Here is a 22,371-nt window from a genome sequence, read left to right on the forward strand (position 1 = left end):
GGCGGTATTCGGAACAAGGTCGGCGCGCGGCGCGGAGAACATCAAAAATCTCGCTTCAGTTGTCTCGTCGTCGCTTTAGACGCCAACGCACACCCCGACTAGCGCCATGGATCGCAGAAATCAGGCGGCCATAATGTGACTTTGATCACGGCGCGCTTCATTGCGCCGACGCGGTCAGGCGGCGACGCTCGCGTCGTTCTGGCCTTGCTGTCGCTGGACGATGCAGCCGTACCAGCCGAGGCCGGCATAGGTCTCGTAGCCGGGCGTCAGGGCGTAGCCGACCGTAACGTCTCCGTTCGCGTAGCTCCCCATCGGACCGCTCGATACGTCCAGGGGAAAGGTCTCCCCCAGGACGCCCTTGCCGTCAGACGACGCCAGGACGCGCCCCTTCTGGTCCAGCAGCATCACCCGGGAGCGTTCGCGCTCCTCCGGCGTCAGGCGCACGCCGTCCACGACAGCCTGGGCCTGCGGACGCCAGTCGAAGTGCACGCCGAGTACGCCGAGCACCTGTCCTTTCGACTGTCCGCCCGCGCGGATGGCGGTGGCGTAGGTGGCTACAGGCGCATCGCCGAGCGGGCCGCAACGCTCGATGTCGCAAGCCACGAAGTCGTCTCCAGAGGCCGTGCGCAAACCGTCCTGGAACCACTTGGCGTCGGCCACCGAGCGGCCGACAACGCCAGGATAGCGGCTCGGCCGACCGTTGGCGACCACGCGCCCCTTGCTGTCGCAGATCCAGAGATCGAGATAGACCGTGTAGGCGTCGAGGATCACGCCCAGGCGCTCGCTGGCGTACCGCCGCGCCGCTGTGTCGTCGCCTTCGGCCAGACAAGCCACCACGGCCGAGTCGGTAGCCCACCAGCGCACGTCGCAGGTCCGCTCGTAGAGATTTCGGTCGACGATCTCGATGGCGTTGAGCGCCAGGTCAGCCAGTCTTTGCCCACGCATGTGCCCGAGGATCGCCCCGCCGATGGCCGACAGATCGTCGAGATCGGCGCGGACCTGGCTTTCGAGCGCCGCGGCGACGGCGTCGATCTCCGTGGAGATCTTCTTGAACTCTTCGGCGACGATCGCGAAGCCCTTGCCGGCCTCGCCCGCCCGCGCCGCGACGATCAGGGCGTTGATTGCAAGCATCTTGGCGGCGCGGTTGACCCTGGCGATCTCGCCAATCTTCTCGCCCGCTACGCTCGAAAGCCGTTCGGACAAGTCCAGGATCCGTTCCGGACGAAAACTGGAGTCTTGTTCCATGACTGACGCACTCCCACGCATACGCTTAAGCGAATCACCCCGCTCAAGAAGATGACGCGGTCGTCATCGTCACGCGATGGCGTGGAAAGGGCGCGGGCGGTTCCGATCGCCTCAGCGGTGCGAAAACGCCGGAACGCTCCGAAAACGGGCGCCCGGCGATCGGAAAACAATCGTCTAGGCCCTAGACGTCCACCTCGGCGTCCAGCGCGTTCTCCTGGATGAACTCGCGACGCGGCTCGACGAGATCCCCCATCAGGCGGCTGAACATGTCGTCGGCGTCGTCGGCGTGGTTGACTCGGACCTGCAGCAGGGTGCGGGCCTCGGCGTCCAGCGTGGTTTCCCACAGCTGTTCCGGGTTCATCTCGCCCAGACCCTTGTAGCGCTGGATCGCCAGGCCCTTGCGCCCGGCGTCGAGCACCGCGTTCACCAGGTCGAGCGGCCCGCGAATGGTGGTCGACTTGTCCTTACGGCGGAAGACGGCCCGACCGGAGAACACCTCAGCCAGCTTGACCGCGCGCTCGGCGAGGCGACGGGCGTCGGCGGCGTTGAGCAGAACGTCGTCGAGCACGACCCGCTCCGACACTCCGCGCCGCACCCGGCTGAACACAAAGCCCGTGTCGCCGCGCTCGCCGCTCCAGGGCCCATCACCCTCTTCGGCGTAGAGATCGAGCCGCTTGGCGGCCGCCGCGGGATCGGCGTCGTCGCCCAGCAGGCCGGCCAGGGCCGCCTGCTCGATGGCGGTCGCCGGCGCGCGGGCGGCCAGGCGATCGATATTGCCCTTGGCCGAGCGGCAGGTCTGGACGAGGGCCAGCAGGTCCTGGCCGATCAGGCGCTCGCCCGTCGCCAGGTCGAGCTCGGCGCCGTCGACGCCTTCGTCCACCAGGAAGGCGTCCATCTCGGCGTCATCCTTCAGGTAGCGCGACGACTTGCCCTTGCTGGCTTTGTAGAGCGGCGGCTGGGCGATGTAGATGTAGCCGCGCTCGATCAGCTCCGGCATCTGCCGGTAGAAGAAGGTCAGCAGCAAGGTGCGGATGTGAGCGCCGTCGACGTCGGCGTCGGTCATCAGCACGATCTTGTGGTAGCGCACCTTGTCCGGGTTGAAGTCGTCGCGGCCGATGCCCGCCCCCAGGGCGGTGATCAGCGTGCCGATCTGGTCGGACGACAGCATCTTGTCGAAACGGGCGCGCTCGACGTTCAGGATCTTGCCGCGCAGGGGCAGGACGGCCTGGTTGTCTCGGTTGCGGGCCTGCTTGGCCGAGCCGCCGGCCGAGTCACCCTCGACGATGAAGATCTCGGACTTGGCCGGATCGCGTTCGGAACAGTCGGCCAGCTTGCCGGGCAGGCTGGTGATGTCGAGCGCGCTCTTGCGACGGGTCAGTTCGCGCGCCTTGCGGGCGGCCTCGCGGGCGGCGGCGGCCTCGGCGATCTTCGAGACGATGGCCTTGGCCTCGTTGGGGTGTTCCTCGAACCATGTCGAGAGCCCCTCCGACACCAGGCCTTCCACGGCCGGGCGAACTTCGGACGAAACCAGCTTGTCCTTTGTCTGGGAGCTGAACTTCGGGTCCGGCACCTTGACCGACAGGACGCAGGTCAGGCCTTCGCGGGCGTCTTCGCCGCCGAGGTTGACCTTTTCCTTCTTCAGGATGCCCGAGCTTTCGGCGTAGTTGGTGATGATCCGCGTCAGGGCCGCGCGGAAGGCCGAAAGGTGCGTGCCGCCATCCCGCTGGGGGATGTTGTTGGTGAAGCACAGCATCTGCTCGTGATAGCTGTCATTCCACCACATAGCGAGGTCGACCTCGACCTTGTCCTTCACCCCGCGCACCGTGATCGGTGCCTTCAGCAGCGGGGTCTTGACCTTGTCCAAGTGCCGAACGAAGGCTTCGATGCCGCCTTCGTAATGGAGCTTCTCCTCCCAAGGCTCAGCGTCGCGATGGTCCTTGAACCAGATGGTGACGCCCGAGTTCAGGAAGGCCAGTTCGCGCAGACGGTGTTCGAGCGTCTTCCGGTCGAACTCGATGAAGGCGAAAGTGTCCTTGGACGGGAAGAACGTCACCTCGGTGCCAGTCAGAGTCTCGCCCGCCTTGGGCCCGTCCTCGCGCACCGGCGAGTCACCGGTGACCTTCAGCGAGGTCACCGCATCGCCGCGCTCGAAGCGCATCTGGTGAACCTTGCCGTCGCGGTGGATCAAAAGTTCCAACCAGTCAGACAGCGCGTTGACGACAGAGACGCCCACGCCGTGCAGGCCGCCCGAGACCTTGTAGCTGTTCTGGTCGAACTTACCGCCGGCGTGCAGCTGGGTCATGATGACCTCCGCCGCCGAGACGCCTTCTTCCTCGTGGATGCCGACCGGGATGCCTCGGCCGTCGTCGGTGACCGTGACCGAGCCGTCGGCGTTCAGGATCACTTGGACCTTGGTCGCGTGACCGGCCAGGGCCTCGTCGATGGCGTTGTCGACAACCTCATAGACCATGTGGTGCAGGCCCGAGCCGTCATCGGTGTCCCCGATGTACATCCCAGGACGCTTGCGAACGGCGTCCAGACCCTTCAGGACCTTGATCGAGTCCGCGCCGTACTGGGCGGCGGCTTCCTCGGTCGTCATTTCCGGGCTCGACACGTCTGGAACTTGGTCTTCGGTATTCTCGGTCATTCGTCTTCCAGAGCGGTCAGGCCGGCGTCGCCCACGCGAACGCCTAGAGCCCGACCCTTGAGATGGTCGAACAGCGACTCGTCCGTGCCGGTAAGGAAGGCCTGGAGCTTGAGCGCCGTGAGTTCGTCGGCCAATGCGGCTCGTCTGGCAAGATCGAGATGCGCGGCGACTTCGTCGAGCAATATTACAGGATTCGGCGCGGATTCCGCACGCGAAAGTCGCGCGGCCTGGGCCAAAACGAGGTTCAAAATCAGGGCCTTCTGCTCTCCGGTCGAGCATTCCGCCGCCGGACGGTCCTTCTCGACATGGAAGATCGCCAGATCGCCGCGATGAGGGCCGGTCAAGGCGCGGCCGGCGGCGGCGTCGCGGGTGCGGGCGGCGCTCAGCGCGCTAGCGAGCTTCTCCTCAATCAGCGCGAAGGGCGCATCATCCAGCGCCAGCTTTTCCCACTCCCCCGTCAGCGTCAGGCGCGCCTGCGGGAACGGCCGGTCCCCACGCCCATCGATCTCGGCCTGGAGCGCCTGCAGCGTCCGCGCCCGCGCCTGGGCCAACAGAGCCCCGCTCTCGGCAAGCCGCGCCTCCAACGCGTTGAGCCAGGTGGCGTCCGGCGGCTCGCCGCGATCGGCGGCCTCGGTCAGGAGGCGCATCCGCTCGCGCTGGGCCTTGTCGTAGGCGTTGGCGTTGGCGGCGTGCGACGGCTCACCGGCGAAGACGAGCCGGTCGAAAAAACGCCGACGCTCCGACGCCGCCTCAAGGAACAAACGATCTTGGGCGGGCGTCAGCCAGATTGGCCGGACATGGTCGGCCAGACGCCCCGGCGACACGGTCTCGCCGTCGAGGCGCACGGTTCGCCGACTGGCGCCACCCTGCTCGACGCCCGTGCCGATCCGCGCGGGCTCGTCAGCGCCGCTCTCGACCTCGGCGGCCACGGCCCAAGGCCGACCGATCGCCTCGCCCGGCAAGCGCCGGCCAACCTCGCCAAGGCTCGCGCCCCGCAACCCCTTGCCGGGCGTCAGAAGGCTGATGGCCTCGAGAAGGTTGGTCTTCCCCGCGCCATTGGGCCCGAACAGATAGACGCTGCGCCCGCCGGTCTCGAGCCGGGCGCGGTCGTACGACCGGAAATCCGTCAGGGTCAGGGAAAGCAGTGCGGCCGACGCCATGCCGCGTTCTTAAGCGGTGTCGTCGGCCGAGGCTACAGGGGGCGTTCAGCCCAGCTTGTACCCACACAGCTTGTTGCCATCCAGGTCGCGGAAATAGGCGAAATAGGCCTTGGGCATACGGGCTCCAGGCGCGCCCTCGTCCGCGCCGCCAAGCTCAAGGGCCTTGGCGTGGAAGGCGTCGACCTCCTCGACCGTATCGAACGCAAAGCCGCCCATCATGCCGTTGCCGACGCAGGCGGGATTGCCGTCATACGGGCCCAGAACCCCGAACATGCAACCGTCGCCCCGATAGAGGCGACCGCCGGAGGGGTGATCGAAAAGCGGCTTGAACCCGATCGATCCGAGCAGAGCGTCGTAGAACGCCTTCGCCTTTTCAAGGTCGTTGGAGCCGACCGTCACGTAGTTCACCTTGGCCATCGCCACCTCCCGTTTTTATACGCAACGGACCTTAGCGCGACTTTCGCTGGTGGCAACGACTAGAACGCTAGCGACGAGGCTCTATCGCGACGGCAGACCCCACACCTTCTGCAGGAACTGCACCTCGACCTCGCGGCGACGGTCGCTGTTGACCTTCTTGCGGAAGCCGTGGCCCTCGTCCTTGAACTGCACGTACCAGGTCTCCACGCCTTGGCCGCGCAGCTTGGCGACGACCTGGTCTGACTCCGACTTGGGCACGCGGGGATCGTTCCAGCCCTGCATCACCAGCATCGGCTTGGTGATCTTCTGGACGTTGTTCATCGGCGAAATGGTCTCGAAGGCCTTCAGCATCTTCGGGTCCCGCTCGTCGCCATATTCGGCGCGGCGCAGGTCGCGGCGGTAGGCCTCGGTGTTCTGCAGGAACGACACGAAGTTGGAGATGCCGAACATCTCGATGCCGCCGGCCATGCGGTCCGAATAGTGGGTCATGACCGCCAGGGACATGTAGCCGCCGTACGAGCCGCCATAGACCACCACCCGGCTGGGATCGAGGTCGGGCTGGGTCTTGATCCAGTCCAGCAGCGCGCCGATGTCCTTGACCGAGTCCTCGCGCTTCTCGGCGTTGTCGAGGGAGTGGAAGGTCTTGCCGTAGCCGGTGGAGCCGCGGACATTGGGCACGATCACCGCCGCGCCCAGCTCGGCGACCGCGTGCTGGCTGAAGGTGTCGAAGGTCGGACGCGACTGACCCTCGGGGCCGCCGTGGATGCTGATGATCACCGGCGCCTTCTGGCCTGCGGCCAGCTTGGGCTTGTAGACGAAGGCCGGGATCGAGCGCTTGTCGAAGGACGGGAAACGGACCAGCTCCGGCGTCGCCAGCGCCTTGGGATCAAGGCCGCCCAGCTCCGAGGCCGTCCAGCGCTCCAGCTTGCCGTCCAGAACGCCCCAACTCCAGGCGTCGCTGGCCGCCGTCGGCGAGGCTAGGCTGAAGCCCAGGCGCGCACCGTCCGGCGAGAAGGCCAGGCCCGAGACGACTCCGGCCGGCAGCTGGGGCTGCGGCAGGGCGCGGCGGGTGCGGAAGTCCTGCACCACCAGCTTGGAATAGCCGTCCTCGTTGAACGAATAGGCCAGGACGCGGCCGTCGTCCGACAGGGTGAAGCTCTCGATGTCCCAGGGGCGCTCGCCTGACACGATGGTCTTCTGGCCCGTGGCCAAATCGTACTGCACGAGGCGGGTGAAATCCGAGCCCTCGTCCGATAGCATCAAGACGCTCTTGCCGTCGGGCGTGAACACGCCACCGGAATAGGAAATCTTGGACTTGGACGGGTTCAGCTCGGTCAGCTTGCCGCTGGCCACGTCGAGCAGCCAGCGCTTGGACTCGCTGATCGAGAAGTAACGGCCGAGCAGGACGGTCTTGCCATCGGGCGACACCGCCTCCGGCGACACCTGGCCCTGGCCCTTGTAGATCACCCTGGTCGCGCCCGAGGCGTCGCGCATCAGGATGTCGTAGTCGGCCGAGCCCTTGACGGCCTTCGCCCAGACGATCGTCGCGCCGTCCTGCGAGCGGGCCGGCGACTGATTGCGCGTGCTCGGCTCGGTGAGCTGGATCGTCTTGCCGTCAGGGCCGAGTAGGAACAACTGGAACCACTCGTCCCCGCCGGTGTCCTTGGAGAAAAGGATCTGGCCCGTGGGCAGGGCGCTGGCCCCGCCGACCGGCTCTTCATAGAAGGTGATCTGGCTGCGGTCCGCGCCCGGGGCGGCGACGCGGTGCAGCTGGTTGGTGTTGCCAAAGCGGGTGCTGATCAGAATGCCGCCCCCCGGAGCCCAGTCCACGAAGCCGGCCGAGCGGGCGTTCTGGTACTTGGCCAGCCCCTCCCTGATCGAGGCCGGGGCCACCGGCACGTTCTCCAGGATCTGGTTGCCGATCTCACGGCGCTCGATCGCCTGCGCCTGGCTCAGGGCGGGCGCGGCGGCGGCGAGGGCCAGGACGGCGACGGACGTGGCGAGCAGCTTGTTCATACGGACCCCCAAACAGCGGAACGGGCGCCCAAAGCGCCCGTTCGTCATCACTCGAAAATCGCGGATTAGACCCGCAGCGGCATCAGGACGTACTTGACGCCGGGGTCGACCGGGTCGACCACCAGGGTCGGGCTGGCCGGGTCGGCGAAGCGGAACTCGGCCTGCGGGCCGGCGATCTGGCCGCAGACGTCGAGCAGGTAGCGGGCGTTGAAGCCGATCTCGAAGGGCTCGCCGTCGTAGTCGACCTCGACCTCTTCGACGGCTTGGCCGGCTTCCATGTTGCGGACGGTCAGGGTGATGCGCCCCGGCTCGACCGCCAGCTTCACCGAGCGGCTCTTCTCGGCCGAGATCGTGGCCACGCGATCGACGGCCTTGGCGAACAGGTCGTTGTCGAGCGTCAGGATCTTGGCGTTGTCGCGCGGGATCACGCGCATGTAGTCGGGGAAGGCGCCGTCGATCACCTTGGAGGTCAGGGCGGCGGCCCCGAACTCGAAGCGGACCTTCTGCGGCGAGACCTGCAAATCAACCGTCTCGCCGGCCGATTCCATCAGGCGGCGGGCCTCGGCGATGGTCTTGCGCGGCACGATCACGCCCGGCAGGCCAACCGCGCCCTCCGGCGCCGGCATTTCGGCCAGCGCCAGGCGGTGGCCGTCGGTGGCCACGGCGCGCAGCTTGGTCTCGCCGCCGTCATTGACGGTGTGGAGATAAAGACCGTTCAGGTAGTAGCGGGTCTCTTCGGTCGAGATCGCGAAACGCGTCTTGTCGATCAGGCGGATCAATTCGTTGGTGTCGACGGCGATGCGGCTCGACAGGCCGTCGCTGCTCATCACCGGGAAGTCGCCGGCCGGCAGCACCGGCAGGTTGAAGCGCGAGCGGCCGGCCTGGATGACCAGGCGCGGATCATCGCCGCTGAAGCTCAACGACACGTCGGCGCCGTCGGGCAGCTTGCGGACGATCTCGTACAGGGTGTGGGCCGGCGCCGTGATCTGGCCGGGCACGTCGATCTGGGCCAGGCCCTCGTCGATGATCTCCATGTCCAGGTCGGTCGCCGAGAACGACAGCTGGTCACGTTCGGCGGACAACAGGATATTCGACAGGATCGGGATGGTGTTGCGCCGCTCCACGACGCTCTGCACATGCCCCAGCGCCTTAAGGAGCGCCGCCCGTTCGATGGTAAGCTTCATAGTGCGGTCCAGATCGTACGGGCGTCCGATTTCAGAATCGCCCGCTACCCCCGTGGTGAATGGACCGCCGACATTATCGCAAAGCGCGAAGGGGGAAAGGGGGCGCGCCCGTCATTTGCGCGCCCCCGAAGGCAAAATTCGACGGGCTCAGGCCTTGGTGTCGAACGAGCCGCCCGAACCGTCGGCGTCGGCCGCCGCGTCGGCGTAGGGGTTGGCGGCGGCGGAGGCCTCGGAGGCCGCCGGGCCGGTCGAACCCTTGGCGGCCACCGCCACCATGGCCGGGCGGACCAGGCGGCCCATCAGCTCGTAGCCCGCCTGCAGAACCGCCACGACGCCGCCCGCGGCGACTTCGTCCGAAGGCTGCTCCATCATCGCCTGATGGAGGTGCGGATCGAACTTCTCGCCCTTGGCCGGGTCGATCTTCTTCAAGCCGTTGCGCTCGAAGGCGGTCAGCAGCTCCTTCTCGGTCATTTCGACGCCGATAACGAAGTTCTTCACCACCGGATCGGCCGAATCGCGCGGGCTGTGGGCGGTGGCGCGGGCCAGGTTGTCGGCGGCGCCCAGCAGGTCGCGCGCGAACTTCTGGATCGCATAGGCGCGCGCGTCGTTCATCTCGCGCTCCGCGCGGCGCTTGGTGTTCTCGGCCTCGGCGGCGTAGCGAAGCGCCTGCTCCTTGAGGGCGGCGACCTCGGCCTTCAGGGCCTCGACCTCTTGGGCGAGGTCTTCGGTCTCGAACATCGTGTCTTCAGCCGGCGTTTGGTCGTCGGTCATCTCTTAAGGTCCTTATCCATCCATCATGCGCCCGAGCACCCGGGCGGTGTAGTCCACCAACGGGATGACACGGGCGTAGTTCAAGCGGGCGGGACCGATCACGCCGATCGCGCCCAGCACCTTCTGTCGGCCAGTCATATAGGGCGCCGCGATCACGGAGGAACCCGAAAGCGAAAAGAGCCGAGTCTCGGCCCCGATATAGATGCGCACGCCCTCGGCGTCGCGGACGTCGTCGAGCAGGCCGATCAGCTGTCCTTTTTGCTCGAGATCGTCGAACAGCTGGCGCACCCGGTCGATGTCCTCGCGAGCCCTTGCGTCGGCCAGCAGGTTGGCTTGCCCACGGACGATCAGAGAGCGGGCGTCGCCCTCGCCGCCGCTCCAAGCCGCGAGGCCCTCCTCGACCAGACGAGCGGCGGTCTCGTCCAGCTGGCGGCGCGCAGTGTCCAACTCAGCGCCCATTTCGACCCGCGCCTCGCTGAGGGTGCGACCGCGCAGGCGAGCATTGAGGAAATTGCTGGCTTCCTGCAGAGCCGAAGGCGTCACGCCGGGCGCTTGCCGCATCAGGCGGTTTTCGACTTGGCCATCCTCGAACACCATGACCGCCAGAACCTGGCCGCCGCCCAGCGGCACGAACTCGACGTGCTTGACCCCGCCCTCGCGGACCGGCGTGACGACGATGCCCGCGCCGCCCGCCAGCCCCGAGAGCACCGCCGAAGCCTCGGCCAGGGCCTCCTCGAACGAGCGCCCCTTGACCGCTAGCCGCGCCTCGATCGCCCGCTTCTCGGCCTCGGCGATGTCGCCCACCTCCAGGAAGCCATCGACGAACATTCGCAGGCCGGCGTGGGTCGGCATCCGCCCCGCGCTGGTGTGGGGCGCGTCCAGCAGCCCGAGCTGCGCGAGATCCTGCATGGTGTTTCGGATCGAGGCGGGCGACAGCGCCACGCCGCCCTTGGAGATCGTCCGCGAACCCACGGGCTCGCCGGTCTCGAGATACGACTCCACGACCCGCCGGAAAATGTCGCGAGCGCGGGCGTCCAGCTCGGTAAGCCCCGGCGCGCGGACGATCGGCCCTGGGAACAGCTGCGTCATGGCGTCATCCCGAGCCTGCCCTCTTGAGTCGTGTCGTTTGAGACCCGGTCAGCGAACAAAAGAAGTCGGCCCCTTTCAAGTTCCGCCAGCAATAGGATAAGCGGCCCCATCAACCTATTCAAACCCCGGAGTTTCCCATGCGTCCGTCCGAACGCGCCCCCGACCAGATGCGCGCCGTCACGCTGGAAACCGGCGTCAACCGCTACGCCGAAGGCTCGTGCCTGATTTCGTTCGGCCACACCAAGGTGCTGGTCACCGCCACGGTCGAGGAGAATCTTCCGGGCTGGCTGCGCAACAAGGGCCAGGGCTGGGTCACCGCCGAGTACGGCATGCTGCCGCGGGCCACCCACAGCCGCGGCCGCCGGGAAGCCGCCGCCGGGAAGCAGAGCGGCCGCACCCAGGAAATCCAGCGCCTGATCGGCCGCTCGCTGCGCGCCGTGGTCGACTTGAAAGCCCTGGGCGAGCGCCAGATCACCCTGGACTGCGACGTCGTCCAGGCCGACGGCGGCACCCGCACCGCCGCTATCACCGGCGCCTGGGTCGCTCTGCGGCTGGCGACGAAGTATCTGCTGGACGAGGGCGTGCTGAAGACCGATCCGATCCTCGGCCAGGTCGCCGCCGTCTCGTGCGGCGTCTTCAAGGACACTCCGGTGCTGGACCTCGACTACGAGGAAGACTCCAGCGCCGAGGCTGACAGCAATTTCGTGCTGACCAACGCGGGCGACATCGTCGAAATCCAGGCGACCGGCGAAAAGCGTGGCTTCACGCGCGCCGAGTTCGAAGCGCTCTACGGCCTGGCGGAAAAGGGCATCGGCGAACTGTTCGCTCTGCAGCGCTCGGTCATCGGCGGTTAGGCCCCTTGTCCGGGAAGGCGCCAGGACCCAGATTCGAACCCTGAAAGATCAGGAGTTCTGTGTGCCTACCCCGTTCGAAGGTTACGAAGTCGAAGCGCGCCTGCGTCCGTCGGCCGAGGCCTACCGGTTCGACCTCGACCACGTCCTGGCCAGCGTGGTGGCCCTGGAGGCGAAGGTCCCGGCCGACGCCTACACCGCCGCGATCCTGGGAACCGAGCGCGTCGGCAACGGCGTGGTTATCGGCCCCTCGGGCCTGGTGTTGACCATGGCCTACCTGATAACCGAGGCGGAAGACGTCGTGCTCACCCGCAACGACGGTCGCCGCATTCCAGCGCATGTGCTGGGCCTGGACGCCCGCTCGGGCCTAGGCTTGGTGCAGGCGCTGGAGCCTCTGGACTTGCCGGTCATCACCTTGGGCAGCGCCAAGGACCTGGAGGCCGGCGCGCCGGTGATCGCCGCCGGCGCGGGCGGACGCGCCCACGCCTTGGCCAGCAAGGTCCTGGCCCGCATCCCCTTCGCCGGCTACTGGGAATATCTGCTGGACGAGGCGATCATCACCGCGCCCGCCCACCCGCACTGGAGCGGCGCGGCCCTGATCGGACCCAAGGGCGATCTGGTGGGCCTTGGCTCGCTGACCCTGGAGGGCCGCGACCAGACCGGCGAGACCCGGCCGCTGAACATGTTCGTGCCCGCCGAACTGCTGCCGCCCATCCTGGACGACATGGCGCGCGGACGCTCGCCGCACCCGCCGCGCCCGTGGCTGGGGATCTTCGCCCAGGAAATGGAGAACCATGTTGTGGTCGTGGGGATCTCGCCCAAGGGTCCGGCCGCGCGCGCCGAGATCAAGCCCGGCGACCTGATCCTTGCCGTCGACGGCAAGCCGGTCTCGGACCTCGCCGAGTTCTACACGGCCCTCTGGAGCTTGGGCGAGGCGGGCGTCACGGCGCCCTTGAAGATCCTGCGCGAGGGTGACGCCTTCGAAGTCGAGGTGCGCTCCATGGACCGCAACAGCCTGCTCAAGAAGCGCCGCCTCAACTAATCTTCCTCATAGCCGCCGGGCGGGCCGCTCTCGAAGGTCAGGATGTCGCCCGGCTGGCATTGCAACTCGCGACACAGGGCGTCGAGGGTCGAGAAGCGCACCGCCCGCGCCTTGCCGGTTTTCAGGATGGAGAGGTTGGCGATCGTTACGCCGACACGATCGGAAAGCTCCGTCAGCGACATGCGACGGTCCAGCAGCACGCGGTCGAGGTTCACGCGAACGGGCATCGAAAGCTTGCTCCGGATCAGATCGTCAGTTCGGCGTCACGGCGAAGGCGCGCGCCCTCACGGAACACCTCGGCCAGCACGAACACGACAAGGACCGAGAACCAGGCGGTCAGGGTAAAGCTGTCGTTGATGACCTTGGTCTTGGGGGCCAGCCAGCGGGCCATGCCCGAGAACACGTAGCGGCCGACCTCCAGGCCCGCGAGCACCAGGCCGATCAGACGCAGGCGCACGACATTGTCGGGATGGAAGGGGTCGCCGGCGGTCAGGGTCGCGAAGATCTTGCGCAGGCGCTCGACGATCACCATCCAGCCGCCCAGAAGCAGCGCCCAGGCGGCTAGGGCGCCCGCGAACAGCGGGCCGTCGCGGCTGACAGCCTCGACCGCATCGCTGATCGGCAGCATCGAGGCCAGCAGTTCAGGATTGAAGCTGAACAACAGCGCGACCAGCGTGAACAGCGACAGAAGACTCACGAAGATCCAAAGCCCGACGTAGATGACGTCCAGGATGATCTTCAGGAAACTCGAAACGGAGCCTGGCCCCAAGGCGCGCATGGCTGCTCCCCGACAGCGACGCTGAACAGAACGCCCCGCGTCGCGGGAAACGTCAACGGCGAGACTCCCGCCGGACTGGCCCCTAGAGCGTCTGCGCCACGAACGCCACGACCGAGACCGGCACGGCCGCGATCAGGGCGACGGTGATGGCGGTCATGATGACCTTGTCGGCGAGGCGAAACAGGCGGGCGGCGGACATGGGGCTTTCCGGTTCAAGAGATGTGGCGGGCGCCGACGATCCAGCGCCTGCCACGATCAACAAATAGGAGCCGATTTCCGTTCCGCCAATCGCGATTATCGAAAAACGATATTAAACTCTAGTAATGTTGCGCGCTCGTCCGCGGCCGTGTCTCAAGCGCCACAGTCAGCTGGCGCTGGGATCGGTAGCGACCATCGAGGGGCGTTTTGAGACGTCCTCAAACCAAGAGGCAAGGGCCGGCCGCTCCTCTCGCCAGTCGACAACCTTCCGCGCGTCCAGATAGCCGAGCTGGACCGCCACGGCGATCTCGCCGATCCCGAAACGATCCACGGTCAGGTCGACGCTTTCGAACAGGTCGAGCGCGGCCGCGATCGCCTTGAGCTGGCGCTCGAACACGTCCTGCCGGCGCTCGCCCTCGGGGCGCATCCGCTCGCGCACGACCAGCAGCGCCGCGTCCCCCAAGCCGTCCGCGGCGGCTTCCAGCGTCAAGGCGCGGCGACGTTCTGGCTGGCCCTGCGGGATCAGGCGCGGTTCGGCCAATCCGTCGAGATAGTCGCAGATCACCGCCGAGTCGTAGACGGCCTCACCGTCGTCGGTCACGAGAGTCGGGATCTTGTTCAGTGGGTTGAGGACGCGGACCGCCTCGTCCTGGTAGGGGGCGGCGGGCTCCAGGCGCATGCGGTCGGCAAGGGCTTTTTCGAAGGCCAAAACACGAACCTTGCGCGCAAAAGGCGACAGGGCGGAGTAAAGGAGCCGCATCGAACTGGTTTTCCTTGTTTGCCCCGGAGGGACGAATGGCGCTGAAGCTTGAGATGGGAATGAAGCTTGTGGCCGCCACCCACAATCCTGGCAAAGTTCCGGAGATCATGGCGCTGCTTGACGGTCGCTTCGAGATTGTCACCGCTGGCCAACTGGGTCTGCCTGAGCCGGAGGAAACCGAGAGCACCTTCGTCGGCAACGCCCTGCTGAAGGCGCGCCATGCGGCCGACCGCTCGGGCCTCGTCGCTCTGGCGGACGATTCCGGCCTGTCGGTCGCCGCGCTTGGGGGCTCGCCGGGCGTCTATTCCGCGCGCTGGGCCGGCCCCGGCAAGGACTTTGCAGCGGCCATGCGCAAGGTCGAGGAGAGGCTCGAAGAGACCGGGTCCGACGACCGCTCGGCCTGGTTCACCTCGGCCCTGGCCGTGGCTTGGCCGAACGGTCCGGCCGTCGTCGTCGAGGGTCGTATTGACGGAGCCCTGAGCTTCCCGCCGCGCGGCGATCGCGGCTTCGGCTACGATCCCATCTTCGTCCCGGAAGGTCATCAGACGACCTTCGGCGAGATGGAGCCGGCGGCCAAGGACGCGATGAGCCACCGCGCCCGGGCCTTCGCCAAGCTGAAGGCGGCGCTTTTTGAGTGATCCGGCCGAGCTGGGGGTCTATGTTCACTGGCCCTACTGCGCCCGCATCTGCCCCTATTGCGACTTCAATGTCGTGCGCGACCGAGGGCGAAGCGCGGAGCAAGCGGCGCTGGCCGACGCCATTGTCGCGGACCTTGAGGCCCAGCGGGCGCTGACCGGCGATCGCAGGCTGCTGTCGATCTTCTTCGGCGGCGGCACACCCTCGCTGATGGATCCGGTCCAGGTCGCCCGCGTGATCGAGACCGCCAAGCGGCTGTGGTCGCCGGCCGACGATCTCGAAATCAGCCTGGAAGCCAACCCCACGGATGCGGAGTCCGATCGCTTCGCGGCCCTGGCCAGCGCTGGCGTCCAGCGCTTGTCGCTGGGCGTCCAGGCGCTCGACGACGAAGCCCTAAAGATGCTGGGTCGCAACCACGACGCCGGGTCGGCGCGACGGGCCATGGCGACGGCCCGCCGAACCTTTCCGCGCCTGTCGATCGACCTGATCTATGCGCGCCCAGGCCAGACCGACGCCGCCTGGCGCGCCGAGCTGGCCGAGGCCTTGGCGGCGGGGCCGGAACACGTTTCGCCCTATCAGCTGACCATCGAGACCGGCACCGCCTTCGATCGGGCGGTGGGGCGTGGGACATTGAAAGTCCCGGACGAGGACCTCGCGGCGACCCTGTTCGAAACGACGCAGGAGGTTCTGGAAGCGGCGGGCTTCGACGCCTACGAGGTGTCGAACCACGCCTGGGGCGAGGCGGCGCGGTCGCGCCACAATCTGGTCTACTGGCGGGGCGTCGATTATGTCGGCGTCGGGCCCGGCGCGCACGGGCGCCTTAACCTGTCGGAGGGGCGCGCGGCCACCATCGCCCATCGCGGGATCGCCGACTACACCACCGCCGTCAGGGAGACCGGATTTGGCTTCGCCAAGGAGATCCTGACACCGGAAGAGGCCGCCGAGGAGCGGCTGTTGCTGGGCCTGCGCATCGACGCCGGCGTCTCGTTCTCTGAAATAAGCGCCCTGGGACTGACGTATGACCGGCCCAAGGTGCATGATCTGGTCGAGGCTGGCCTGCTCGTGGAAGATCACACTCGCCTAAGGGCGACGCGCGCCGGACGTCTTGTCCTGGACCGGCTGACAGGCCTGCTGGTGACCTGATATGAGTACGCCCCGCGATGGTTTAGCGCCGCCGAGGGATGGAACTGAGATTGAGTGAGATCCGAAGGACGCGTGATTTGAGCCGTCAGCCTCCGCCGCCAGCCCTCTCGGATGCGTCACTGTCGCCAGGCCTCTATCTGGTCGCGACCCCGATCGGCAATCTGCGCGACATCACCCTGCGCGCGCTCGATGTGCTTGCGGGCTGCGACGTGCTTCTCGCCGAGGACACCCGCGTCTCCGGCAAGCTGCTTTCGGCCTACGGGATCCGAACGCGCCTTGAGCGACATGACGAGCACGTCGCCGAACGGACCATCCCTGGAATCTTGGAGCGCCTGGAGGCCGGCGAGCGCATCGCGCTGGTGTCGGACGCCGGCACGCCGATGGTTTCCGACCCAGGCTATCGCCTGGCGCGGGAGGCGATTGCGGCCGGCCATCCGGTGATCCCCATTCCCGGCGCCTCCGCCGCCTTGGCAGCGCTGACGCTGGGCGGCCTGCCGACGGACCGCTTCATGTTCGCGGGCTTTCCACCGCCCAAGAGCGCCGCGCGCCGAACCTTCCTCGAAGAATTCGCCAATATCCGCGCCACGCTGATCTTCTACGAGGGCGCATCGCGCGTCGCCGATTGCCTGGCCGACATGGCGACGGTGTTTGGCCATCGGCCGGCGGCGGTCTGCCGCGAGCTCACGAAATTGTACGAGACCTGCGTACGCGGAAGTCTGTCCGACCTGGCCGCCGACCCGAGATTCGAGGCGCCGAAGGGCGAGATCGTCATTCTCGTAGGCCCGGGCGTCGAGAAGGCCGCCAGCGCGGGTGACGTGGAGGCCGCCCTGCGCGAGGCCGTCGCCAGACTTCCGCTCGGCGAGGCGGCGTCCGAAGTCGCCAAGGCGTTCGGCCTCTCCCGGAAGGATCTTTATCGCCAGGCCCTCGCCCTCAAGGAAGCGGCGGGATGACGGCGAGCGTTCGCCAGATCCGGGGCGCGGCGGCCCGTAAGCTTGGGCGGCGCGCCGAAGTGCTGGCCGCGCTTTGGCTGATGGCCAAGGGCTATCGCATCCTGGGATTCCGCCTGATCACGCCGCTGGGCGAAATCGACCTGCTGGCGCAACGCGGCGGCGTCCTGGCCGTTGTGGAGGTCAAGCAACGGACCACGATAGAGGACGCTCTGGACGCCGTGACGCCCACCCAGCGCGACCGTCTGCGGCGCGCCGCCGCCCATCTCATCGCGCACCGGCCGGGCCTGCGCGCCCTTGAGGCTCGCCTTGACCTCATCGCCCTGTCGCCGGGTCGGATGCCGCGTCACCTTACGAACGCCTGGGGCGCCGAGATTTCTCAAGGCATGACGCTATGACCCGCGACGAGGCTGAAGAGATCCTCACGCGCGTGGGACAAGGTGGTGATCAAGGGTTCCCGCTCTTCGAGGCGGCTCTGGCCTGCGCGGCGCACGACGATCCCAGCCGCGACACATCGGCGACCACGGCCTTGGCCGCCGAAGCGATCGAGCGCCTGCGGCGCCGCCTGGAGATGGAGTCGCCCGAAGAAGCGATCGCGGAGGCGCTGGCCGGCGATCTTCGGCTCACAGGCGACGTCCTCACCTACGATCACCCCGACAACGCCGACGTGATCGCCATCGCCGATCGGCGCAAGGGCCTCCCCGTGGCGCTGGGCGTGTTCTACCTGCACGCGGCGCGGGCGGTGGGCCTCGATGTGCATGGCGTCGACTTCCCAGGCCATTTCCTGCTGCGCATCGAGACGGAGGAAGGTCCGCTGGCGCTAGACCCCTTCAGTGAAGGGCGGGTCGTTCTGCCGTCGGAGTTGTCGCGGCGAGCGCTGCGCACCGGGCTGATGCCGGACGTCGCGGCGCGATTGGAGCTCCTGATGGCGCCCATATCGGACCGTGCGGTGCTGATCCGCCTGCAGAACAACGTCTTCGCCCGCGCCCAGCGGGCCAAGGACTGGGTGCGCGCCGAGCGGTCGGCCCTTCGCCGAGCCCTGCTGAACCCGAACGATCATCGGCCCTGGCTGGACGTCGCCGCGGCGCGAGAAGGCCAGGGCGCCTTGGCGGGCGCGTTGCAGGCCCTGTCGCGCGCCCAGGTGCTGGACGGCGGCGCGGCCATGGCCGCTCGGGCGGCGCGCGAGCGGATGCGGTTGCGGCTGAACTGACGGCAAGGCCGCTTCCTTGGTTGGAGCCACGCGCAAGAACGCCTAACTAAGCCGTCGCGTCCAGACGCCGAAGAACATCAGGAGTTCCCATGTCGCTGCGAGTCGCCGTCCAGATGGATCCCGTGCTGGGGATCAATATCGACACCGACACGACCTTCCTGATGATGATGGAGGCCCAGAACCGCGGCCACCGGCTGTGGTTCTATACCCCCGACAAGCTCTCGCTGGAGGACGGCCGCGTCTTCGCCCGCGCCCAGCCGCTGGAAGTGTTCGCCGAGAAGGGCGCCCACGCCAAGCTGGGTGAACCCATCCTGATCGACATGAAGGACGACGTCGACGTGGTGCTGATGCGCCAGGACCCGCCCTTCGACATGGCGTACATCACCGCGACCCACTTCCTGGAGAAGGTGCATCCCCACACCCTGGTGGTGAACAACCCGGCGGAGGTGCGCAACGCGCCCGAGAAGTTGTTCGTCACCGACCTCCCCGGCGTCCAGCCCCCGACCCTGATCACCAGCGACCACGAAGCCATCTATGATTTCCGCGCCCGGCATGGGGACATCGTCCTGAAGCCGCTTTACGGCGGCGGCGGCTCGGGCGTGGCGCGCCTGCTGCAGGACGACCCGAACCTGGACGCCCTGCTCGAACTGCACGCCATGATCGGCCGAGAGCAGGTCATCGCCCAGAAGTTCGTGCCCGCCGTCAGCAAGGGCGACAAGCGGATCCTGCTGGTCGACGGCGCGCCTGTCGGCGCGATCAACCGCGTGCCGGCTGACGGTCAGGTGCGTTCCAACCTGCGGGTCGGAGGCCGGGCCGAGGCGGTCGAACTGACGGCTCGCGACATCGAGCTCTGCAATATCATCGGCCCCGAGCTTAAGCGCCGTGGACTGATCTTTGTCGGCATTGACGTCATTGGCGAGTACCTGACCGAAATCAACGTAACGTCGCCTACGGGCGCCCAACAGCTGCTGCGCTTCAGCGGCGTGAACGCCGCCGCTGTACTTTGGGATCGCATCGAAGACATTCGCGGAGTCCGTGGGTAACTTTCCCAAATTCTCGGATTTTCCTGAAACGTTCGTTTTTCGTTCTTGCTCCTCCCCGCAAGCTATGCTGCAAGTTGTGGATAAATTGATTATCCGCAAGGTAGGGGCATGGCGGCACGAGTCGTCACGGTGGCTTTCGACGGGGTCGAGGCGCGAAGGGTCGACGTCGAGGTTCAACTGACCACGGGTCACCACGCCTTCGTGGTCGTGGGGTTGGCCGACAAGGCCGTGGCCGAGAGCCGCGAGCGGGTGCGCGGCGCCTTCGCCGGGCTTGGCCTCTCCCTTCCCGGCAAGCGCATCGTCGCCAACCTGGCGCCCGCCGATATGCCCAAGGAGGGCACCCACTTCGACCTGCCCATCGCCTTGGCGGTGATGGCGGCCCTAGGCGTCATTCCGCTGGACGCCTTGGACGGCTGGGCGGCGATGGGCGAACTGTCGCTGGACGGCCGCATCGTCCCCGCCGCCGGCGCGCTGCCCGCCGCCATGGCGGCCGGCGCGATGGACCTTGGGCTGATCTGCCCCGAGGCGTCGGGTCCAGAGGCGGCATGGGCCGGCGAGACCCGTATCCTGGCGCCGCGCTCGCTGGTGTCGCTGATCAATCATTTCCGGGGCAGCCAAGTCCTCTCTGCGCCCTCGCCTGGACCGATCGTTGAGGGCGAGCCGCCCAAGGACCTCCGAGACGTGAAGGGGCAGGAACACGCCAAGCGCGCCTTGGAGATCGCCGCCGCCGGCGGGCACAATCTCTTGTTCTGCGGCCCTCCCGGCTCGGGCAAGTCGATGCTGGCCCAGCGCTTGCCCGGTCTGTTGCCGCCCCTCACCTCGGTCGAGCTGCTGGAAACCTCCATGGTCCATTCGGTGGCGGGGCTGATCGCGCGCGGGACCTTAAGCCGCGCCCGCCCCTTCCGCGCCCCGCACCACAGCGCCAGCATGGCGGCCCTAACGGGCGGCGGACATCGGGCGAAGCCTGGCGAAGTGTCCCTGGCCCACAACGGCGTGCTCTTCCTGGACGAGCTGCCGGAGTTCAGCGTCCAGGCGCTCGACAGCCTGCGCGCACCGCTGGAGACCGGCGAGGTCATGGTCGCGCGCGCCAACGCCCACGTGCGCTATCCGGCGCGGGTGCAGTTGGTGGCGGCGATGAACCCATGCCGCTGCGGCCACGGCGGCCCCGGGCGCGGGGCGTGCGGCAAGGCTCCCCGGTGCCAGAAGGACTATCAGGGGCGCGTCTCCGGCCCCCTAATGGACAGAATCGACCTCGCGATCGACATGCCTGCGGTGACGGCGGCCGATCTGTCGCTGCCGCCCCCTTCCGAGGGCTCGGCCGAGGTCGCCGCGCGCGTCAGCCGTGCGAGAAGGCTGCAAGCCGACCGCGCGGCCGAGCTGGGCGGAAGCGAAAACCTGAATGGCCGCGCGGAGGGCGCCTTCCTCGAACGCATCACCGCGATCGACGAGGCTGGACAGTCGCTCTTGACCCGAGCGGCTGATGCAGGACGCATCAGCGCCCGAGGCTGGACACGCGTCCTGCGGCTGGCGCGGACCATCGCCGACCTCGAACAGGCGGATACTGTGCGACGGGTGCACATCGCCGAGGCCCTGGCCTATCGGCGGACGGCGGCCGTCGGTGAGACGGCCGTACAGGGTTGACCCCCCGTTAATGGGCTCCGGTTAAGGTCGCGTCTCATGAGCGACCCCAAAGCGACGAGTGGGCGACCCGGCGTCACGCCCGAGCAGCTGGCCACCCTGAGCCATGAATTCCGCACGCCCCTCAATGGCGTGCTCGGCATGGCGCGCCTGCTTGAGAACACCAAGCTGACGGCCGAGCAGCGGTCGTACGTCACCGCCCTCCGTGAAAGCGGCGACCACCTGCTGTCGCTGGTTAATGACGTCCTGCACTTCGCCCGCCTGGGCGCAGCGTCGATCGAGCTGAGCCTGGCGCCGGTCGATATCGAGAGCTTGCTGCGGCAGGTCGCGGAGTTGATGAGCCCCCGCGCCCACGAAAAGGGCGTGGAGATCGCCTGGGCGCTGACGGCGCCTCTGCCGACGATCCAGGCGGACGAAGGCCGGCTGCGGCAGATCCTTCTCAATTTCGCCGGCAACGCCGTGAAGTTCACCGAGGCTGGCGGCGTTCTGCTCTCCGCCTCCATGGCCGAAGGCGGCCGGGTGCGGTTTTCGGTGACCGACACCGGGCCCGGCGTCGCGCCTGAAGCGCGCGCCCGTATCTTCGAAGCTTTTGTCCAGACCGACATCACTCACAGCACGCAGCTGGGCGGCGCCGGCCTCGGGCTTGCCATCGTGTCGCGCCTCGCCGCCGCCATGAGTGGGCAGGTCGGTGTTGGCGGCGAAGTCGGGCGCGGCGCGGAGTTCTGGTTTGAGGCGCCATTCGAGACGGCGACGCCGGCCGAAAGCGAGGCGCCGCTGGCGGGACGCAGTGTCGCGATCGCATCTCCCAACCCGATCGTCAGGATCGCCACCGCACGCCAGATCGAGGCGGCGGGAGGCCGCGCCTTCACCGCCGTGGACGTCAACGCCGCCCTGGCGGGCGCGCCCGCCGACGCCGTCCTGCTGATCGACGCCGCTCTGACCGGCTCGCGCGCCCTCAAGCCGCCGCCGGGTCGCAAGGCCGTCGTCCTGCTCACGCCCGAGCAGCGCGGCCGCATTGATCCGCTGAAAGCCGCCGGCTTCAGCGGCTATCTGATCAAGCCGCTGCGGACAGCCTCCATGGTCGCCCAGGTGCTGCAGGCCGACGCCGCCGAAGCCGCGCCCGGTCCGGTCGCCCACCACGACGACGACCGTATCGCCGGCGCCGTGGCCCATGGCGTGCGCGTGCTGCTGGCCGAGGACAATCCGATCAACGCCCTGCTGGCGCGCACCCTCCTCGAGCGCGAAGGCTGCAAGGTCGACCGTGTCGCGGATGGCGACCAAGCGGTCGCCGCCGCCGTGGCGGGCTCCTATGACCTGATCCTGATGGACCTGCGCATGCCGGGCATGTCGGGCGTCGAGGCGGCCCGCACCGTCCGCGCCAAGGGCGTCGCCGCCCCGATCGCGGCCCTGACGGCCGACGCCTTTGACGAGGACAAGCGCGCCTGCCTGGCCGCCGGCATGGACGACTTCCTGGTCAAGCCCCTGACCCAGGAAGCCCTACGCGACGTGCTGACCCGCTGGACCAGCCGTGGCGCCTCGGCGGCCCGCTGGACGAAAGCCGCGACGCGATCCAAGGTCGCCGGCTGAAGCGGGGGC

The 22,371-nt window shown here is 67.7% G+C and carries 21 protein-coding genes and 1 pseudogene; 10 read left to right on the forward strand and 12 right to left on the reverse strand.

Going from position 1 to position 22,371, the window contains the following annotated elements:
- Window positions 1–174: 174 nt before the first annotated feature.
- From DI526_RS09605 to hrcA, 8 genes and pseudogenes are all read right to left on the reverse strand, one after another.
- Window positions 175–1,312: pseudogene (locus DI526_RS09605) on the reverse strand (methyl-accepting chemotaxis protein).
- A 114-nt stretch (window positions 1,313–1,426) separates the two neighbouring features.
- Complete coding sequence (gyrB, locus tag DI526_RS09610) at window positions 1,427–3,892, reverse strand: DNA topoisomerase (ATP-hydrolyzing) subunit B (RefSeq protein ID WP_304277001.1); 2,466 nt, start codon at window positions 3,890–3,892, stop codon at window positions 1,427–1,429.
- On the reverse strand, window positions 3,889–5,052 hold the full coding sequence (gene recF, locus DI526_RS09615) for a DNA replication/repair protein RecF (RefSeq protein ID WP_304277005.1): 1,164 nt from the start codon (window positions 5,050–5,052) through the stop codon (window positions 3,889–3,891). The genes gyrB and recF overlap by 4 nt, the downstream gene beginning before the upstream one ends.
- 45 nt (window positions 5,053–5,097) lie before the next feature.
- Window positions 5,098–5,469: a VOC family protein gene (locus DI526_RS09620; protein WP_304277007.1), complete on the reverse strand. Its 372-nt coding sequence runs from the start codon at window positions 5,467–5,469 to the stop codon at window positions 5,098–5,100.
- Between the two features lie 81 nt (window positions 5,470–5,550).
- Window positions 5,551–7,485: a S9 family peptidase gene (locus DI526_RS09625; RefSeq protein ID WP_304277010.1), complete on the reverse strand. Its 1,935-nt coding sequence runs from the start codon at window positions 7,483–7,485 to the stop codon at window positions 5,551–5,553.
- A 65-nt stretch (window positions 7,486–7,550) separates the two neighbouring features.
- Window positions 7,551–8,669 (reverse strand): DNA polymerase III subunit beta, encoded by a 1,119-nt coding sequence (gene dnaN, locus DI526_RS09630; RefSeq protein WP_304277012.1) that lies wholly within the window; start codon window positions 8,667–8,669, stop codon window positions 7,551–7,553.
- 147 nt (window positions 8,670–8,816) lie between these two features.
- Window positions 8,817–9,440, reverse strand: a complete 624-nt coding sequence (grpE, locus tag DI526_RS09635) for a nucleotide exchange factor GrpE (RefSeq protein WP_304277015.1) — start codon at window positions 9,438–9,440, stop codon at window positions 8,817–8,819.
- Window positions 9,441–9,452: 12 nt separating this feature from the next.
- Window positions 9,453–10,529 carry a heat-inducible transcriptional repressor HrcA gene (hrcA, locus tag DI526_RS09640; RefSeq protein WP_304277018.1) on the reverse strand — a complete coding sequence of 359 codons (1,077 nt, stop codon included), beginning with the start codon at window positions 10,527–10,529 and terminating at the stop codon, window positions 9,453–9,455.
- Window positions 10,530–10,666: 137 nt separating this feature from the next.
- Here hrcA and rph point away from each other — a divergent pair, with 137 nt between their 5' ends.
- On the forward strand, window positions 10,667–11,383 hold the full coding sequence (gene rph / locus DI526_RS09645) for a ribonuclease PH (protein WP_304277020.1): 717 nt from the start codon (window positions 10,667–10,669) through the stop codon (window positions 11,381–11,383).
- Between the two features lie 61 nt (window positions 11,384–11,444).
- Window positions 11,445–12,422, forward strand: coding sequence for a S1C family serine protease (locus DI526_RS09650; RefSeq protein ID WP_304277022.1), 978 nt, complete (start codon window positions 11,445–11,447; stop codon window positions 12,420–12,422).
- On the opposite strand, the gene DI526_RS09655 is transcribed toward DI526_RS09650, so the two are convergent.
- The 4 genes from DI526_RS09655 to DI526_RS09670 all read right to left on the reverse strand — a co-directional run bounded on the left by DI526_RS09655 (window position 12,419) and on the right by DI526_RS09670 (window position 14,158).
- Entirely contained in the window at window positions 12,419–12,649 is a 231-nt protein-coding gene (locus tag DI526_RS09655; RefSeq protein ID WP_304277024.1) for a helix-turn-helix transcriptional regulator, read from the reverse strand. The genes DI526_RS09650 and DI526_RS09655 overlap by 4 nt on opposite strands.
- A 17-nt stretch (window positions 12,650–12,666) precedes the next feature.
- Window positions 12,667–13,200, reverse strand: coding sequence for a DUF2975 domain-containing protein (locus tag DI526_RS09660; protein ID WP_304277026.1), 534 nt, complete (start codon window positions 13,198–13,200; stop codon window positions 12,667–12,669).
- Between the two features lie 82 nt (window positions 13,201–13,282).
- Window positions 13,283–13,399: a hypothetical protein gene (locus DI526_RS09665; protein WP_304277028.1), complete on the reverse strand. Its 117-nt coding sequence runs from the start codon at window positions 13,397–13,399 to the stop codon at window positions 13,283–13,285.
- A 165-nt stretch (window positions 13,400–13,564) separates the two neighbouring features.
- The gene (locus DI526_RS09670) at window positions 13,565–14,158 is read right to left on the reverse strand and encodes a glutathione S-transferase family protein (protein WP_304277030.1); all 594 of its coding nucleotides are present in this window, start codon (window positions 14,156–14,158) and stop codon (window positions 13,565–13,567) included.
- Between the two features lie 35 nt (window positions 14,159–14,193).
- Here DI526_RS09670 and rdgB point away from each other — a divergent pair, with 35 nt between their 5' ends.
- The 8 genes from rdgB (at window position 14,194) to DI526_RS09710 (ending at window position 22,362) form a co-directional block, all read left to right on the forward strand.
- On the forward strand, window positions 14,194–14,796 hold the full coding sequence (rdgB, locus tag DI526_RS09675; RefSeq protein WP_304277032.1) for an RdgB/HAM1 family non-canonical purine NTP pyrophosphatase: 603 nt from the start codon (window positions 14,194–14,196) through the stop codon (window positions 14,794–14,796).
- Window positions 14,789–15,937: a radical SAM family heme chaperone HemW gene (gene hemW / locus DI526_RS09680; RefSeq protein WP_304277033.1), complete on the forward strand. Its 1,149-nt coding sequence runs from the start codon at window positions 14,789–14,791 to the stop codon at window positions 15,935–15,937. Before rdgB ends, hemW begins: the two co-directional genes overlap by 8 nt.
- A gap of 77 nt (window positions 15,938–16,014) precedes the next feature.
- Window positions 16,015–16,887, forward strand: coding sequence for a 16S rRNA (cytidine(1402)-2'-O)-methyltransferase (rsmI, locus tag DI526_RS09685; protein ID WP_304277035.1), 873 nt, complete (start codon window positions 16,015–16,017; stop codon window positions 16,885–16,887).
- Window positions 16,884–17,282 carry a YraN family protein gene (locus tag DI526_RS09690; protein ID WP_304277036.1) on the forward strand — a complete coding sequence of 133 codons (399 nt, stop codon included), beginning with the start codon at window positions 16,884–16,886 and terminating at the stop codon, window positions 17,280–17,282. Before rsmI ends, DI526_RS09690 begins: the two co-directional genes overlap by 4 nt.
- The gene (locus DI526_RS09695) at window positions 17,279–18,094 is read left to right on the forward strand and encodes a SirB1 family protein (RefSeq protein WP_304277039.1); all 816 of its coding nucleotides are present in this window, start codon (window positions 17,279–17,281) and stop codon (window positions 18,092–18,094) included. The genes DI526_RS09690 and DI526_RS09695 overlap by 4 nt, the downstream gene beginning before the upstream one ends.
- A gap of 89 nt (window positions 18,095–18,183) precedes the next feature.
- Window positions 18,184–19,137: a glutathione synthase gene (gene gshB / locus DI526_RS09700; protein ID WP_304277041.1), complete on the forward strand. Its 954-nt coding sequence runs from the start codon at window positions 18,184–18,186 to the stop codon at window positions 19,135–19,137.
- Window positions 19,138–19,245: 108 nt separating this feature from the next.
- Window positions 19,246–20,778, forward strand: a complete 1,533-nt coding sequence (locus DI526_RS09705) for a YifB family Mg chelatase-like AAA ATPase (RefSeq protein ID WP_304277044.1) — start codon at window positions 19,246–19,248, stop codon at window positions 20,776–20,778.
- A 36-nt stretch (window positions 20,779–20,814) separates the two neighbouring features.
- Window positions 20,815–22,362: a response regulator gene (locus DI526_RS09710; protein ID WP_304277047.1), complete on the forward strand. Its 1,548-nt coding sequence runs from the start codon at window positions 20,815–20,817 to the stop codon at window positions 22,360–22,362.
- The last annotated feature ends 9 nt before the right edge of the window (window positions 22,363–22,371 follow it).

Origin of the sequence: Caulobacter segnis (genome assembly GCF_003243465.1) — a bacterium.
GTDB lineage: Bacteria > Pseudomonadota > Alphaproteobacteria > Caulobacterales > Caulobacteraceae > Caulobacter > Caulobacter segnis_A.